We start from the raw sequence: 17476 nt of genomic DNA on the forward strand, positions 1-17476 counted from the left end.
AAATCATTGAAACCAATCAAATCTAAACCATTACAACATTCATAGAAATAACTAATAAATACCAATAATATCTGCCACCACATTAATTCATAGATAATTTAATAATGAATCAGAAAGTTTTTAAAGACGCTTGAAGCATATTTGCAAGAATCAGCATCATTTTCGGTTACAATATTTGTTTGTAAAGAAATCTCCAAGGAAACGTATGGCTTGTGCTCAGGTGCATGATTACCTGCAAACTCAAGGATTAAAATTATCGGCAGACCAAGTGCAGATGGCCATGCTGGCTGCCCAGTCAGTTTTAACACTCGCTCAGGCCGAAATAGATATGTCAGTAATTTGGTATCAGGAAAATGGTTTTAGTCTGGCAGAAAAACTAGGTGTGAACACCGTATCATTGCACCAGCTTCAGCCTACAGAACTTTTTACTGCCAATAACAACAGCACATATACTTTACGCCAGATGTATCTAGCTCTAGATTCAATAGCCAGCCGTCATCATAATGAAATCTTTGCATTGTACTTATATGAACCAGATGAGATAACAGGACATTTGTATCGACTGCTTTCCCGTAGTGGTAGCTTACCAGCACAAATCTATTGTGGACAGCAACAGGTGCAGCAGTATTTATTTGTACGTACCGCCACTACCGGCTGGCTGAATCAGGTGAATAATGTCCAGCATTGGCTGAGTGATGGCAGCTTAACTGGCGAGCAAGCCGCTCATTCCCAGCTGGCTATTCCAGTTACCAATGCACAGGGGCATGTACTGGGTGTACTATATGCAGCTCACATGCAGCCCAATTCCATCTCCGAAACCGAACTGATAGACTGGACAGCATTAGCCATTGTCATCCCACCATTATTGCAAAACCTGCATCAGGCCATCGAGACTTCCATCAAGAGATAAAAACATGACAGCAACACAACAAAACCAGATAAAAGATAACAGCCCTGTAAGATTCATTTCTGCATGCCGTTTGCCTACCCAGTGGGGTGAATTCACAATGTACGGTTTTGAAGATGTACGCAATAAACAGGAACACATTGCACTTACAGTAGGTGATGTAAGTAGTGGAGCACCAGTTCTTGGACGCATTCATTCAGAATGCCTGACCGGTGATGCTCTTTTTTCTAGACGCTGCGATTGCGGGCCACAGCTAGAAGCATCCATGAAGGCTGTACAGAAGGCAGGGCGTGGTGTAATTGTTTATTTACGGCAAGAAGGCAGGGGTATAGGTTTACTCAATAAGATTCGAGCTTACAAGCTTCAAGATGAAGGTATGGATACCGTAGAAGCCAATCTGGCCTTAGGATTGCCTATAGATGCACGTGATTTCAGTCTGGCCAAATATATTCTCGATTATCTTAGCATCAGTTCAGTACAGCTGATGACCAATAACCCACACAAAGTAGATACCCTCAAAGCATCGGGCATCAACGTAGTTAAGCGCGTACCCTTACACGTTGGTCAGAATCCAGAAAATCAGCAGTATTTGCACACCAAAATGGAAAAACTTGGCCATTTCGCAAACTAATTAGATTATTATCTGAATAAATATTTGTTTTAAAATTTAAAAAATATGCTTTTTATATTAGTTTTAAACGCACGCTAATCTAAACTTCTTTTCAAGCCAATAAACAAATTATTTTTCATATTTTAAATAAAAATGCACTTACTACCTAAGTTATTACTCAAGTAGTAAGTGCAGATTGAAGTTATCAATACTAGCTATTTAATTAATTTAATCAAGATAACTTGTTTTCACTTCTCTCCATGACAATCGTTTAATACTGATAGGACACATTTGAATACCATTTATCACTGGTTTGGATCCATCAGTCATAGCTATCTGAGGAGCGGTTCGTAAACAGCTTGTCTGATTTTCCTTTTGTTTATTTAATGAAGTTTGTTTACCAGAAACGCTGAGAACATTCTTATTACTTCCGCCACTAATTTTCATACCTACTAGACTATCAATGCCGACACTGCTTGCTAAAGGAGTGTTTGGATCAAAGATGATATGCGGATCCGATTCAAGCAATGCACCACCTGTTAGAGCATTGAATTGCGTTTTTCTTGTGTAAACATTGGTTTTTTCATTTGTGGTTACCGGCTGACAAGGATCACGAAGCTTATTATCAGAAGAAACTGAATAAGAACGGGTAAGCACCATTCCAGAATATAAAAGCTGTTCTACAGGTGTTACCACACGTTCACCATCAGTATTCAGATTAAAATACCAGCCTCTGTATTTGTCAGCTGAAAAAGGATTATTACTTAACACACCTGTTCCACCGTTATAGGTCATAACTTGTTGCAGTAAAGAATTTTTACTAACCAGTGGGTCAACATTAGGTGTCAGATCATCGTAAATACCATAGATGGTTTGTTGGTCCTTATTTTCCAAATCAGACTGATAAATATCACTACCTGTACCGAATACAATAACCACTTTACGATTCGTTTTCTGATCCGATGAAGAATTATTAGGGTCTTGTTGGGCTTCATAAATAGCTGGTGCAGTAGTAATAGGAACACCCGCTGAAAAGATTTTAGTCGCTTTCCAATTAGCTGGATTTGGGCTACGCAAATCAAAACGGAACAAATTACCTGCATAATCACCGGCATAAACAAGATCAGCAACGCCATCACCATCAATATCATAAGCAACCGGACTGGATAACCCTCCCGATCCGCCTGGCGCAACTATCTTGGCTATTTGTTGTCCGGCATGCATTCCAGTTCTGACATAACCAGCAGTACCGACATCTATACCCAGTACATCATAAATATACAATGCTGACTCTTCAGATTGTTGAGTTGGCAAGTTACGGTAGTCTTCAGAGTAATTATATCCATTATTAAGGAACGCAGCTTCCCGGATGTGATCCTTAACTGAAACAGCTGAGGCATCTTTATCGGTATTGACCCGAACACGGGCTACACTAGGGGTACCAATTGTATAGCCAAATTTATTATTTTCTCCGCTGGGCGTCTGGAAAAGAAATACATTTTTATACCAGTCGGAGCTTCCCATATTGTCAGCGCCTATTGGCTTTCCAGAAATCAAATCTTTTCCGCCGATATTAATCGCGAAAGCTCCGCGTCCGGCTTGACCCATATTAGAAACCATAAATATCAGTTCAGGTGCATCGCCTCTATTTTCAGTTTCATAAACAGAAAAACCACCATTTAATAAAAATCGATGTGGATGTTCACTATCTCTACCATAATTATTATCAGTTAAATCTTTGTAGTAGTGTGCAACAATATCACTACCATCATTACTTTGTCGCTCAATAGCCATAGGCATGAAATTAAATTTCAAATCATAAGGCTGAGTTTCATTATTAGTAGATTGGAAAACATATACCATACCATCGTTGGCAGAAGTTATCATATACTTCTGATATCCGTTATTTTGATTCTCACCAATAGTAAGAATGGGATTATCATCAATATCGCCTATATTGCGGGTGTCTCCATAATTTTCTTTTTGCTTACGCTCACGGTAGTTCAGAACATATCCGTCTTTTTTAATTTCGTTGTCAGCTTTTGAACGGCTAAGCCAAGTAAGCAAGCCATTCAACCATTCTGACTTATTTTTGTCATTATCTGGAATTGAAAAATAATTATTATTTAAATCTTTCAATGAATCAGAGTACAGATAAGTGTTTGTACCATCATTCAGCAACAATTTACGATTAGCATAGCCAGGCTGAATTTTGCAAGATGCAATATCTGTATCATCCAGTTTATTAATACAAATCTGACTACTCCAGCCACCGGTTTCTACTCGGGCAGTAATCATGGCGTTTTTAGTTGTTGTACTAGAAACACCTACTGTGGGTGCAGTGGTAGTGACATTAACTGTAGTAGTGGTTGTTTTCCCTTTTATTTCTTCAAAAATTTTCTTAAATGCATCATTAATTTCCTGCAGCGAATTTGCATTGAAAAAGTACCTAGCATTTGGGTTAGTTTTGGGGTCATAGTCAGGCTTTGGAGAAGCACCATTTAACAAATATGCTATTGCTCTTGATTGGTCAGTTGACAAAGCTCTGCTTCCCAGTCCCACACCTATAGTGAATGTTTGTGCTGTCTGAGTAAAATTTTTTGTGTGTCCAGGTTTATCGCCCAGTGGATCCGGTCCATTCCATGGTTGACCAGCTTCATCAACTGATCTTCTATCCGTAAACTTATTGGTATTTACTTGGTAAGCACCACCAGAGTTAGTAACAAAATCTTTGGAATAAATGTAATCACCAAAATTTTTGTTTGCCAAAGTATTGGTGTAGTAATTGAGCAAATTAAACCGATTATTTATGTTTACGAGGGTACCATCTGGTCTGATATTGCTTCCATCGAAATAACCATCATAACCGTAGTTGAGTCGTCCGGCATAATATGTGGAATCTGTTATTGGAAGTGTTCCGGCATCCAGACCATCAGTTAATAGGATTAAATAAGATTTCTGGCAACGATATCTCAATTTGTTCATCACTGTATTGCGTACAACAGCGTTTAACCTTAGGGCTGTGGGTGTGCCTCCCGATGCTCTTAATCCTCGAATAGATTGCGCTTTGTTGCCAATTATATGATCTTTGATAAACTGGTAATCTTTAAGCTCAGAGGTATCATAAAATTTGTTGTAGTCTGGAGTAATATATGCAGGATATGATCCATTAGGATTTTTTTCTAAATCAGCCCAGTTATTCATTGGTTGGAGACTGAAATAAAATTCATTTTTATTGGTGTCAACAATATCTGATAATACTCTTTGTACCATCATCATTTTGGTTGTTTTCTTGTCACCATCGACACCGATAGCTTTACAGTAACCATAAAAAGTCCATTTGTGTTCATTTACAGGTAAACTTGGATCATCAATTTGCTCATCTAGTCTAGCTAAATCAGGAAATCCCGTAACCATATTATTCTCTCCGCTCCATGCGCTGGTCGGACCCCAGTTAGAACATTTTTTGGTGTTTGGGTTTAATCTTTGACAAGTGTATGTACGATACTGACATTGATAACCGATTGAATCACCCATACTACCCGAATCATCGATATACAAAGTAATATTAGGTTTTATGTTATAAGCAGTTGTAGTAGTAGATTTGCTTTGTAAACGCAGAGGAACATCAGCAAAGATATTAGATGCTGCCTGAGTTTGCAGCATAATTAAACTCAAAGCCCCAGCTACAGCTTTGAATATAATTCTTTTACCAAAGCCACAACTGGAATTTTCTTCCCTTGTGATTTTATTATACATAGGGTTGTTCTCCGATTAATATAACTGCAAATATTAAATTTGAAATTAATTACATACAATCAACAGTTAAACATATATATTTTCATATTATTACTTTTAAAGAAATGTGTAATAAAATAAATTTAAAACATTTTTATGTAAATATACATTCAACTAAAAATTCACTTAGCACTCAAATCTTCAATAATTGCTGAGATCATGATTGCTTTAGATTTAGAAAACCGGTTTTCAATTCTAAATTGCTACTTTATTCATACCTTACCTTGTTACTTGGGCTGCTGGTTAAATTTTATGAAGATATTGTCTTCAAAACTACTTAAAATGTAAAAATATTTTTCAAAATTAAGTATATTTTATAAAAACTAATATATGATAATATAGGTATAAAAACTGTTTAAGTCAATTGATTTGAATTAAAACTTATTTACAAAAATTATCAGATTGATTACATGTCTGTTCGAATCCTAATAATGAAACAAACAGCCAAACAATTATTTTATGGTATGTTTTAATAAAGAATTAAATAATTGATATTATCGACATTTACCAAAATATGTATGAAGATTATTGCTCAATGTAATAATATGTCAAAATAAAAAATCAGACGAATTCGCGCAGTATGAGAAAATAAAGCAGATTATATTTGAATATAATCTGCCTATTAAAAAGAATAAACTGTTAAAGCATACTTGGTTTTAATTAGTGATAGCTGGTTCTTATTTCACGCCATGAAAGTTGCTTAATGCTGATAGGACAGCGTGGAACATTTACTGTTAATTTTTCTCCATCGGTTGTGGCGGCGACCACTGCTGCACGTGAGCAACTATCTGGGAAAGGCGTTTTTTCACTTAGTGGCTTTTGGGTAGCCGACCCACCTATATCAATAGCATTATAGCCTAATACTATAAAACCAAAAGGTCCTTCTTTGTTGACACTTGCGCCTGCTGGTGCATGTTCATCAAACACAAAGTTGGGATCTGAAATCTGTAATGCCCCTCCATTTTTTATATTATATTGGATTTTGCCAGTGCTCACTGAGGTGCGCTGTGTTGTGGTTGTTACTTTACATGGATCAGGAAGTTTGTTTTCTTTTTTCACGTTGTACGTGCGTGAAAGAACAGCTCCGGCATAAGATACTATCACTGGTTTCGTGACTACACGTTCTCCAGTGTTGTTTTGCAGTAGGAAATACCAGCCGCGGTGAACTTTTGGGTTTAATGGGTAATTACTCAGTAGTCTATAACGCTCTTTTTGAATAAATTCCTGTTTTAACAAATTATTTTTATTTATTTCTTCTACTTGTGTCTGATTTAAATTGTCATAGATTCCATAAACTGATTGCTGCTGTTTGTTATTCAAGTCTGATTGATAAATATCACTTCCAGTACCAAACGTGATAATCGCGGTTTGACTGGTACTGTGATTTTGTCCGGGTGTCTGTATCAAAACTACACCTGGTGCTGAAGTAATAGGAGCATCAGCAGTAAAAATTTTATGCACTTTCCAGTTGGCCGGATTAGGGGAACGCAAATCAAAGCGATAGAGATTTCCTCCATAGTCGCCAGCGTAAACAATGTCGGCTATGCCATCTCCATCGATATCAATAACGGTGGGACTGGATAGACCGCCTTTACTATTAGGTGCAGTCAGTTTAGCAATCAGTTCACCTTTTTTGGGGCCTGTACGCGTGTAAGCTTTGGTGCCTACATCAATCCCGAGAATATCGTAAATATACAAAGCCGATTCAGGGGAGGGTTTGGCGCTTATATCCTGAGCCAGAGTTGAGGAGTAGTTGTAACCATTGCTGATGAATGCTGCCTGACGGATGTGGTCGGTTATAGAGGTATCCGATGCGTTGGCTGCCTTGTTTACGCGTACACGGGCAATTGCAGGTGTGCCAACGGTATATCCGAATTGGTTGTCTTTTCCGCTTGGAGTCTGAAACAGAAATACATCTTGATACCAATTAGATGAATTCATATTTTCTGCAGCAAGAGGACGGCCTGTTATGACATCGTGCCCGCCGATGTTGATACCAAAGGCGCCGCGCCCAGCCTGTCCTAAAGTAGAAACCATAAAAATTTGTTGTGGGCGATTGTTGCTACCATCTGTCTGTTGTACGACCATGCCGCCGTTGAGGAGGTAGCGATGGGGGGTGGAATCGTTAGAACCATATTTTTTACTGGTTAAATCTTTATAGTAATGAGCAATTAAATCAGAACCATTATTACTTTGTCTTTCGATGCCCATTGGCATGTAGTTGAATTTTAAATCGTACGGGTAATTTGAGCTGTTGCTTGAGCGGAATACATAGACCATGCCGTCATTGGCTGAGGTAATCAGGTATTGCTGACGATTGTTTTCGATATTGCCGGCGGTAAGAATTGGGTTGTCGATGATATCGCCGATATCACGGGTATTGCCAAAATCTTTCAACGGACGACGGGTGCGATAATCCAATACAAAATCATTGTTTTTGAGTGTTGAATCGGTAAGAGAGCGGTTTAACCAAGCCAGTAAACCGTCGCGCCATTCTAAACGGTTTTTATTATTATTGCTGATTTTAAATGTGCTGTTGTTTAAACTGTTTAGATTGCCATCAAAGAGATAGGTGTTTTTGCCATCGTTCAGTAGTAATTGCCGGTTATCAAAGGATGGTTGCATGGGGCAAGTATCGTTGTTATTTTTTTTATCGAGATCTGATATACAGATGCGGCTGCTCCATGCTCCGGTTTCTACTTTGGCGGTAATGGATAAATTACCGATACTGGTGTTAGATATGGCAATGGTGGGGGCAGTAGTGGTGGTTTGAATGGTAGAAGCGGTCATTTCTCCTTTAATGGTTTTAAAAATTTTGTCAAAGGCACTGATAATTTCATCACGGGAATTGGCGTTGAAAAAGCGCCCTTTGGGATTGTTTTTTTCATTAAATTCACCACTAGGTGTGGCACCGTTTTCCAAATAAGGAATGGCTATTTTGGCTTCATTGGTATTACGCTGGCCTAAACCTACACCAATGGTAAAGGTTTGCGCAGTTTGAACAAAGCGTTTACCGGTTTTGGGGTCAACTTCATCCCATGGCTGGCCTGCTTCATCGGTTTTTCTTCTAACTGGTGATGCATTAATGGATCGGCCACTGGAATTATAATAATCCTTGGTGTAGATATAGTTGCCAAAGTTAGAATTATTGAGCCTGTCTGTGTAGTATTTCAGACGTAATGGTTTGTTGATGTTGTGATTGCGTGCCAGAAAATTAAGGCGCTCATTTTCACTGCTGTAATCACGGTCGAAATAAGCATCGTAGCGTGAGTCTTTACTGTTATTGTAGTTTTTGTCGGATACGGAGTAGGTATTGTCTGCCTCGCCATCACTCAACAGAATAATATAGGATTTTTGACAACGGTATTTAAGTTTGTTTATCACTAGATTGCGGGCGATGACCGGAAACTGGCGTGTGGTTGGTGTATCACATGGAGTTTCAAGTTTTTTAATATTGTCCAGCATGTTCTGGTAATTTTCGGGATCTGAAGTGTCATAAAATTTGTTGAATTTTTTTTGGTCACCTGTACCGCACATGGGTCGAAAAGCAAAATACATATCATCATGATAGTTATTGATGATGTCTGTTAATACTTCTTTTACTGAATCTATACGACGATAGGTGTCACAGCTATAGCGGACTTCTGAGGTATTTTTGGGTTTCACGTTAAAACCGTATTCATAGCCAGCAAAAGGTGGCCAGTAGCCACCTTTTCCATCTGGATTAGGAACCCACTTACTTACACGACATTTGTATGTAATGGGTACAATGTTCATGGACATACTGCCGGAATCGTCGATGTAGAATGTGATATTGGGTTTAACGCTATAGGATGAGGTGGTAATCGATTTGCTTTGTAAGTGTAAAGGGATATTGGCAAAGATATTGGCGGAGGCTGAGACTGAGGAGTAGGACAGTAAGCTCAATATTCCCAGAATAGTGCATCGCAGAGTTTGATAAAGTTGCTCTTTTCTGGTTTGTTGATTGTGAATGGCTTCAGGTTGCTGGTTCATAAGTTTCCTGCGTTTGATGATATCTGTTTTTAGCCAGCTGATTAACTTGTGCAAGGTGAACAGAGAGAAGTAATAAAAAAAATATTTAGAAGGGCTAATTTTTATCCTGACATTTATGCTGGATACTATCCAGACATGAGTAATCATTCAGTTTGAAGGTAAGTATGTGGTCCGTTAGACAGTAGGTTGGTAGCTGAAACGTTTGCCAGTGTTTTATATTCCAAAAGAATTTTTAAGCAATTTTATGCTCATGGATGCTAACCTGAATAAAATTAATCTTTTAATTTATTTTAGAAGTAAACAGATTAACTTTGCTTAGATAGAGCCAATAAATTAATGTAAAGGATAAATTAATCGATATTTATTAAAATTTTATTGCGTATTTTATATTTATTAATATGTTTATTGTGTAGTTTAAGATTGTATTTAGCTTTTACTTTAGTTTAATTCTCGATTTCAGTAATGAATTATTAAATCCTTTTTTATCTATATTGGCAATTTTATTGCTTATTGCACATTTATACATGTTTTGTTTTGTTAATTTTGCAGTTCGATATTGATGATCAGCTGAGCTTGGTTAGCTCCTGAACAAAAAAACTTGTATGGCTGTAATGTAGTGGGATGATGGATAAAAAGACAATTAATAGATTAGTGTGTTTTTGAGGTTTGAGCCATGTATGGCTGTGGTAAGGTTGTTTTATATTGGTTGTATCTTCAAATTGAATTATAAATTTATTGTTACAGAATGATTTAATGTATAAGTCATATTTCTACTTTAATAATTATATCTATAAAAAACATATAACTAGCTAATAAGTGATTGCTAATTTAAAAAATAGCTTGCTGAAGTGTTGGCACTGTGATTAAATACGCGCCTCAACAGCACAGGGTGATTAGCTCAGTTGGTAGAGCGTCTGCCTTACAAGCAGAATGTCGGCGGTTCGACTCCGTCATCACCCACCAGTTTTTATTTTATGCATTAGCATAAAATTTGCGCGGTGGTAGCTCAGTTGGTTAGAGTACCGGCCTGTCACGCCGGGGGTCGCGGGTTCGAGCCCCGTCCGCCGCGCCAATATATCCATTTAGCTGTTTTCTTTTGGGTGATTAGCTCAGTTGGTAGAGCGTCTGCCTTACAAGCAGAATGTCGGCGGTTCGACTCCGTCATCACCCACCAAACATATCTTTTTATATCATTCTAGTTTCTTCATTTTTGCATAGTTATTAGCTTTCTTAGTGGTACCGACAGCTTAATATAGATATATGCAAAACAATTTAATTTAGATTCGGTAAATATTCAACTTATTCTGCATAATTTAATTTTAGTTTGCTGAAAACAGTGCATGATCATATTTGTGATTGCTTTGAGCGCATCCGCACATCATATCATCAGAGTGAAGAATAAAAAATTTGAAAATTGTTCTTGGATTTGGGTAGAGAGCAAATTTCTATAGATCATTTAATCTTTTGTTTGGAGATTTATAGAGATAATGAAGATATTGGTATCTAGAGGATCCAGTTAGTTTGCGTATAGAAAAAGCCAGATATTATGGACTAGATTCAGGGGCTGGGAAAATGTGAGGTATTAAAAAAAGGTATCTTAAATAAAGATACCTTTTTTAAAATCTGTGGTGCGGATAAAGAGACTCGAACTCTTACACCTTTCGGCGCCAGAACCTAAATCTGGTGCGTCTACCAATTTCGCCATATCCGCATAAATCAAAACTTGATTCAGACGATCATTATAAGATAGTTTGAAAAACGTGCCAAGAAAAATAAATTAAGAATATACAAACAGATAAATATACGGTTTAAAGACAATAAAAATATTCTAGACAAACCTTGCTAGAAAGACGAAATAAACTTATTTCATTTAAGTAACTTGTGGTGGAATAGAATTTCCTATTATATACAGATATTAATCAAATATGATTTATGTAGTTGTTTAATACAGTACAGTCTGAATTACTTTGCTTCAGACTGTACTGTATTCTCTGCATATGAAAATAGGTTTACATGGTTTCCAGTGTGTCAATACCCAGTAAAGCCAGACCTTGTCGTAAGGTTTTACCGGTCAGGCTGGTGAGCTGTAAACGGCTATTGCGCGTGGATTCATCTGCTTTAAGAATAGGACAGGCTTCATAGAAACGGCTGAATAGGGTGGCAATTTGGTACAGATAGGCAGCAAGATAATGTGGAAAAGATGTTTCTGCCACGCTATCGAGTATATCTTCAAACTTGAGTAGTTCTACAGCCAACTGGAGTTCTAATGGTTCTTTGAGGCTAATCGGTGCCTGTTCATTCCATGTGCCTGCTTTACGGAAGACGCTTTGTACACGGGTGTAGGCATATTGTAAATAAGGGGCAGTGTTGCCTTCTAGTGACAGCATACTGTCCCAGTCGAATACATAATCACTGGTTCGGTTTTTGCTTAAGTCTGCGTATTTTACTGCACCTATGCCAACTACCTCTCCGATATGAGCTATTTCGTCAGCACTCAAATTAGGATTTTTAGCAGCTACTAAGGCGGAAGCGCGATTCACAGCTTCGTGAATTAAATCCATTAATTTTACGGTATCGCCACTGCGGGTTTTGAACGGTTTACCATCTTTACCCATCATGGTACCGAAAGGTACATGTTCTGCATGCACGCTATCGGGTAGCCAGCCGGCTTTACGTGCTACTGTAAATAGTTCGTCAAAATGTAAGCTCTGACGTGCATCAACTACATACATTAATCGGTCACCATGCAAGGTATTGATGCGATAGCGTAGGCAAGCTAAATCAGTGCTAGCGTACAGAAAGCCGCCATCTTTTTTCTGAATAATAAAAGGTGCTGGTTCATCATCTTGGTTTTTAAATTCTTCCAAAAAAACAACTTTGGTGCCGTCACTGTCTACGGCGATACCTTTATCCAGCAATTCGTTGACTGTAGATTGCAACTGATCGTTGTAAAAGGATTCTCCGGTTACATCTTTAGGTTGCAGTTTTAGTCCTAGTTTTTGATAAATGGCCTGTGCATGCTGCAGTGATGTTTGTACAAATTGCTGCCATAATGCTAAAACTTCTTTGTTGCCACTCTGAAGTTTTACGACATACTCGCGCGCAGTATTGGCAAAGTTTTCATCTTCGTCAAATCGAACTTTGGCATTGCGGTAGAATTGTTCTAAATCAGCTAGTTCTAGAGCTGCATTGCCGTTTTTCTGCTGTTCTATCAGATAGGCTACCAGCATGCCAAACTGGGTGCCCCAGTCTCCAACGTGATTTTGCGGAATTACTTTATGGCCAAGAAAGGACAGTATGCGGTTGAGACTATCGCCTATGATGCTTGATCGCAAGTGTCCGACGTGCATTTCCTTGGCTAGATTAGGCGAGGAATAATCGATTACTACTGTTTGTGGAGTGCTGCTTTGGGCAATCCCCAGATTTTCGTTTTTTAAAGCTGATTGGATGTACTGAGCCAGTTTTTCTGGGCGCAATCGTAAGTTGATGAAGCCGGGACCGGCAACCTCGGCGGAAGCTATCAACGGGTTGTCTGATAGAGCGTCAGCAACTTTTTTTGCCAGTTCACGTGGATTCTGCTTTGTTTTTTTTGCAGCACCCATTACGCCGTTAATTTGATAATCACCAAAATCGCGGTTTTTGGCGGGTTGTAATACGATCTGGTGTTCAGCAAGTCCGGTTGCGCTGAAAGCTTTTGTTACTTCAGCAGCAACTTGTTGATGTAATTTCATGTTGATTCAGTACTTAAGAAAATGGCTAATTTTCGCACAAATACGCTTTAATCGCATCCGCAAAGACTATTATCGGCAAGGGGATTTTTGGATTGCTGCTGATTGTGAGATAAATGATAGTTTTACACAGATTGGTGTTATGAATATGAGTGTGCTAGGGGCTGAATTTTGGTTGATGTGACATTTTCTGGGTTGAAAATGAGTGCGTACATGATGGTTACCCTAGCAGTTGTTTTTAAGGCTTAGAGCAGAAGCTACTATTTCTTTTTATTTTTAACCTACGCGATAAAAAGCTAGACTACCTAATAGGTTTGGCCACAATGAGATACGTTTATTGCCACTCATTACGGCGCGTTGCAGCACATTTAAATGATTTTTGGCGCATAACTTGTCAAAATCTTGTAAGGTACACCAATGTATATTTGGTGTGTTATACCATTGATAGGGCATGCGTTCAGATACGGGCATGTGGCCGCGTAAAGCAATTTGCAAACGGTTGCGCCAGTAACCAAAATTGGGAAAAGTAACGATAGCTTCACGTGCTACACGTTTCATTTCCTGTAAAATTTTTTCTGTATTCTGCATGGATTGAATGGTTTGGCTTAAAACGATTATATCAAAGCTATTATCATTGAAGTGTTGCAGTCCTGCTTCCAGATCAGCCTGTATGACATTGATACCACGTTGCATGGCCGCCAGGACGTAGTCTGTGGCAATTTCCAGTCCATAACCCTGACAATTTTTGTGTTTAACCAGTGCAGCCAGCAATTCTCCATCTCCGCAACCTAAATCCAGAACACGGCTATTTGGAGTTATCCAGTCGAAAATTAGTTGTAAGTCACCACGCAATGGCGTAGTAGAAGTGTTCATAATGTAAGTTCGCTAGCTATGTTATTGAAATAAATGCGGATGGCGGCCTGATAATCCTTGTCTTCCATTAAAAAAGCATCATGGCCGTGAACGGAGTTGAGCGCGATATACTGTACAGGTTTGTTGGCTGCCACCAAAGCATCCAGCAATTCCTGTGAACGTCTGGGTGAAAAACGCCAGTCACTGCTGAAGCTGGCCAGAAATATTTTAGCTTGAATTGTTGAGACTGCGGCTACTAAATCGCCATCAAAGTCTTTTGCCGGATCGAAATAATCCAGAGCTTTTGTCATTAGTAAATAACTATTGGCATCGAACATCTCGGCAAATTTGTCACCCTGATAACGTAAGTAAGATTCTACTTCGAATTCGACATTGTAATCATATTGATAATTTGGCTGACGCATTTGCCGGCCAAATTTTTTGCCTAGGCCGTCTTCAGCGAGATAAGTGATGTGTCCCATCATGCGAGCAATGCGCAAACCACGACGTGGAATTTTTTGTTGTTGTACGTAGTGACCCTGACAGAAGTCGGGGTCAGTAAGTATGGCTTGTCGAGCGACATCGTTGAAAGCAATATTCTGGGTAGATAAACGGGGTGCTGAGGCGATAATCAGCGCATGGCGTAATCGTTTTGGTTCATCTATAGCCCATTGTAGTGCCTGCATTCCACCTAGACTGCCACCCATGATGGCAGCCCATTGCTGGATACCTAGCCGATCGGCTAGCATAGCTTGGCTTTTCACCCAATCTTTTACGGTAACCATTGGAAATTCAGCACCATAAGCCTGTCCGGTAGTGGGATTGATGCTTAAAGGTCCGGTGCTGCCATGGCATCCACCCAGATTGTTCAATCCCACGACAAAGAAACGGTTGGTATCAACTGGTTTGCCAGGACCAACCATGTTATCCCACCAGCCAGGATGTTTGTCATCGCGATTGTGGTAACCTGCAACATGATGATTTCCAGACAAAGCATGGCAAATCAGTACCGCATTGCTTTTATCTGCATTTAGACAGCCATAGGTTTCTATCATTAGCGCAAAATGTGGTAAAACGCTACCATTTTGCAGGGTGAGCGGACAGTCAAAAAACAGCTTCTGCGGGATGACAAGGCCTATACTGTCTACTTCTTTCATGAGAATATGTAAAAGAATAGAAAATGGGCATTATAACGACTTTACGTTGTTTGCACAGGATTACATGTTTTGGAAAGTAAATGATTGGACGATTACTGCGTCTGTTGATAATTGGTTTGTTTTTGGTGGTGATATACAGATGCGTACTGAGAAAGCGGAATAGAGAAACAATAAGTTACTGGGTGAACTGTCTGGCGTTGATATTGTTAAGTATGGCTGCGCTGATATGTTTATTATATGTGCTAAAAGGAGACTGAAGTTTCGCTTAGACAAAAACGGCCAGCAATTAGTGCTGGCCGTAAACAGGTTTGAAATGTTAAATTAAATTGCTGACTTCGGCTTTTTCTTCTTCAAGCTCGGCCAGAGTCTGATTAATGCGTTGCTGGCTGAATTCATCTATTGGCAAATCTTTGACGATAGTGTACTCACCATTTTCGCAGGTCATCGGGAAACCGAATACCATTTCTTCTGGAATGCCATAAGAACCATCAGAAGGCACACCCATAGTAACCCATTCGCCGTTAGTACCGATTACCCAATCATGAATTTGATCAATGATGGCATTGGCCGCACTAGCTGCAGAAGAAAGGCCACGTGCTTCGATAATTGCTGATCCCCGCTTACCTACTTTAGGCAGAAATTCGTTCACATACCAGCTTTGGTCATTAATCATCTCTGCTATATTTTCGTTATCAATAGTGGCAAAGCGATAATCTGCATACATGGTGGGACTATGATTGCCCCATACGCATAATTTACTGATTTTACTTACTGGCTTACCCGTTTTTTCTGCCAATTGACTGAGTGCGCGATTGTGATCCAGACGCATCAGGGCAGTGAAATTTTTAGCGGGTAAATCGGGCGCAGATTTCATGGCAATGTAAGCATTGGTATTGGCCGGATTGCCAACCACTACTACTTTAACATTGCGGCTGGCTACTTTATTTAGCGCCGCACCCTGAGTTGCGAAGATTTCTGCGTTGGCTTGTAATAGATCGCTGCGTTCCATTCCTTTGCTGCGAGGGCGGGCGCCCACGAGAATGGCAATATCCGCATCTTTAAAAGCTACTTCCGGATCATGAGTTGCAAACATATCAACCAGCAGGGGAAATGCACAATCCTGCAATTCCATCATGACACCCTGTGCAGCAGTCTGTGATTGTGGCAAATCAAGCAGTTGAAGAATAACCGGTGTATCGGTTCCAAGCATATCGCCGCTGGCAATACGGAATAGCAGAGCATAACCAATCTGGCCAGTAGCACCCGTTACGGCAATGCGTACAGGTTTTTTCATAACTTGTCCTCTTAATAAATAAATAAACACGACAACAAATAGTTTTTCTTGTCTTTACAAGGTGGTTGATGATGCTGCACCACAAAATTTAGGTCGGTATGATAGCAAAAATTTGTTCAAAATTAAATTAATTGACGTAATGGAATGATGTTTTTTGAGAATATTTTAGCAATTTTTGTGATATCTTATGTCTTATATAAGACTTTGTTTACTTGAGTTAGAAATGTCGTACAATAGATTCAAACTTAATCCGCTTAAAAGGCATATTCCTCTATATCAGTCTGTCATGAAGCGGGTAGTACACCTACTTGTGGATGGCGATTTCAAACCTGGCCAGCCTCTTCCAAGCGAATGGAATCTGGCAGAGCAGTGGAAAGTCAGTCAGGGTACGATACGTAAGGGTCTGAGTGAATTGGCGGCGCGTGGTATTTTGCAGCGCCAGCAAGGGGTGGGTACTTTTGTTACTAAGCAAAACTGGGATTGGGGTTGTTTTCCTTTTACGGAAATACCTGCCTTACACAAGGATAGGCTGGAAAAAATCTGGCCTGTAGCTGAAGTATTGAGTCTTGCGGTTGCCGCTGCTGATGAAGAAACGGCAGAGCAGCTGGGTATTAAGGTGGCAGAATCTGTTTGGAAAATTATGTTGCTGTGGCGTACTGGTTATACAGAGGTGGCAGTAGATGAGATGTATTTACCTGTTGCATTATTGCCGGATTTAAATGTACGTTTTGTGCGCCGCCGCGGCAGTTTTTATGCTTTTTTGTTGATTGAATATGATGTTCTGGTGGATACTGCGCAACAATGGCTCTGGCAGACTTCGCTGCGTGCAGAAACAGCCAAACTGTTAAAAGCGGATATGGTTACATCTGCACTTTGTCTGGGGCGCCTAAGTCAGAGTGTTGACGGTGTAGCTTATGAGTGGCGCCGGCGTTATTTACAATTTGGAAGTCAGGCTTTGCAGCTTTCATTAAGTTCAGCAGATTTTTGAAGACTGAATTGTAAATAATTTATCTGTTGTTTTTTTACTGGTTTGTTAAAAACTGGGTCAATTGCAGTAAATTTCGGTTTGAGGCGGCGTGAGTCGCTAGTTTTGAGTTAAATCTTCTAATAATCAAG

At 39.4% G+C, this 17476-nt stretch carries 11 protein-coding genes and 4 tRNA genes; 8 read left to right on the plus strand and 7 right to left on the minus strand.

The features are described from left to right. Positions 1-205 precede the first annotated feature (205 nt). Positions 206-910, plus strand: coding sequence for a GAF domain-containing protein (locus BHC43_RS02275; RefSeq protein WP_100156405.1), 705 nt, complete (start codon positions 206-208; stop codon positions 908-910). A gap of 4 nt (positions 911-914) precedes the next feature. Then, positions 915-1538 carry a GTP cyclohydrolase II gene (gene ribA, locus BHC43_RS02280; RefSeq protein ID WP_100156406.1) on the plus strand — a complete coding sequence of 208 codons (624 nt, stop codon included), beginning with the start codon at positions 915-917 and terminating at the stop codon, positions 1536-1538. Positions 1539-1745: 207 nt separating this feature from the next. On the opposite strand, the gene BHC43_RS02285 is transcribed toward ribA, so the two are convergent. Both BHC43_RS02285 and BHC43_RS02290 read right to left on the minus strand, forming a co-directional pair. Then, complete coding sequence (locus BHC43_RS02285; protein ID WP_100156407.1) at positions 1746-5276, minus strand: PilC/PilY family type IV pilus protein; 3531 nt, start codon at positions 5274-5276, stop codon at positions 1746-1748. A gap of 699 nt (positions 5277-5975) precedes the next feature. Beyond that, positions 5976-9329 carry a PilC/PilY family type IV pilus protein gene (locus BHC43_RS02290; RefSeq protein ID WP_180297409.1) on the minus strand — a complete coding sequence of 1118 codons (3354 nt, stop codon included), beginning with the start codon at positions 9327-9329 and terminating at the stop codon, positions 5976-5978. 887 nt (positions 9330-10216) lie between these two features. Between BHC43_RS02290 and BHC43_RS02295 the strand changes: the two genes are divergently transcribed. From BHC43_RS02295 to BHC43_RS02305, 3 genes are all read left to right on the plus strand, one after another. Further along, a tRNA-Val gene (locus tag BHC43_RS02295) sits at positions 10217-10292 on the plus strand. 32 nt (positions 10293-10324) lie between these two features. After that, a tRNA-Asp gene (locus BHC43_RS02300) sits at positions 10325-10401 on the plus strand. Positions 10402-10427: 26 nt separating this feature from the next. Continuing rightward, a tRNA-Val gene (locus tag BHC43_RS02305) sits at positions 10428-10503 on the plus strand. Between the two features lie 452 nt (positions 10504-10955). Here BHC43_RS02305 and BHC43_RS02310 read toward each other — a convergent pair. Further along, a tRNA-Leu gene (locus BHC43_RS02310) sits at positions 10956-11040 on the minus strand. Between the two features lie 298 nt (positions 11041-11338). After that, a complete protein-coding gene (gene argS / locus BHC43_RS02315) occupies positions 11339-13060 on the minus strand; it encodes an arginine--tRNA ligase (protein ID WP_100156409.1) in 1722 nt (573 codons plus the stop codon). On the opposite strand from argS, the gene BHC43_RS02320 reads away from it, so the two are divergent. After that, positions 13059-13241 carry a hypothetical protein gene (locus BHC43_RS02320; protein WP_100156410.1) on the plus strand — a complete coding sequence of 61 codons (183 nt, stop codon included), beginning with the start codon at positions 13059-13061 and terminating at the stop codon, positions 13239-13241. The genes argS and BHC43_RS02320 overlap by 2 nt on opposite strands. A 92-nt stretch (positions 13242-13333) precedes the next feature. On the opposite strand, the gene metW is transcribed toward BHC43_RS02320, so the two are convergent. Together metW and metX are read right to left on the minus strand one after the other, a co-directional pair. Then, positions 13334-13930: a methionine biosynthesis protein MetW gene (gene metW, locus BHC43_RS02325; RefSeq protein ID WP_100141529.1), complete on the minus strand. Its 597-nt coding sequence runs from the start codon at positions 13928-13930 to the stop codon at positions 13334-13336. Continuing rightward, positions 13927-15066, minus strand: a complete 1140-nt coding sequence (metX, locus tag BHC43_RS02330; RefSeq protein WP_100156411.1) for a homoserine O-succinyltransferase MetX — start codon at positions 15064-15066, stop codon at positions 13927-13929. Before metX ends, metW begins: the two co-directional genes overlap by 4 nt. Before the next feature lie 80 nt (positions 15067-15146). Here metX and BHC43_RS11045 point away from each other — a divergent pair, with 80 nt between their 5' ends. Next, positions 15147-15323, plus strand: coding sequence for a protein MIGRI (locus BHC43_RS11045; RefSeq protein WP_445081773.1), 177 nt, complete (start codon positions 15147-15149; stop codon positions 15321-15323). 59 nt (positions 15324-15382) lie between these two features. Here BHC43_RS11045 and BHC43_RS02335 read toward each other — a convergent pair whose 3' ends face one another. Next, the gene (locus BHC43_RS02335; RefSeq protein WP_100141527.1) at positions 15383-16360 is read right to left on the minus strand and encodes a malate dehydrogenase; all 978 of its coding nucleotides are present in this window, start codon (positions 16358-16360) and stop codon (positions 15383-15385) included. Positions 16361-16583: 223 nt separating this feature from the next. On the opposite strand from BHC43_RS02335, the gene BHC43_RS02340 reads away from it, so the two are divergent. After that, on the plus strand, positions 16584-17348 hold the full coding sequence (locus tag BHC43_RS02340) for a GntR family transcriptional regulator (RefSeq protein WP_180295853.1): 765 nt from the start codon (positions 16584-16586) through the stop codon (positions 17346-17348). Positions 17349-17476 lie beyond the last annotated feature (128 nt).

Origin of the sequence: Snodgrassella alvi, from assembly GCF_002777855.1 — a bacterium.
Taxonomy (GTDB): domain Bacteria; phylum Pseudomonadota; class Gammaproteobacteria; order Burkholderiales; family Neisseriaceae; genus Snodgrassella; species Snodgrassella alvi_E.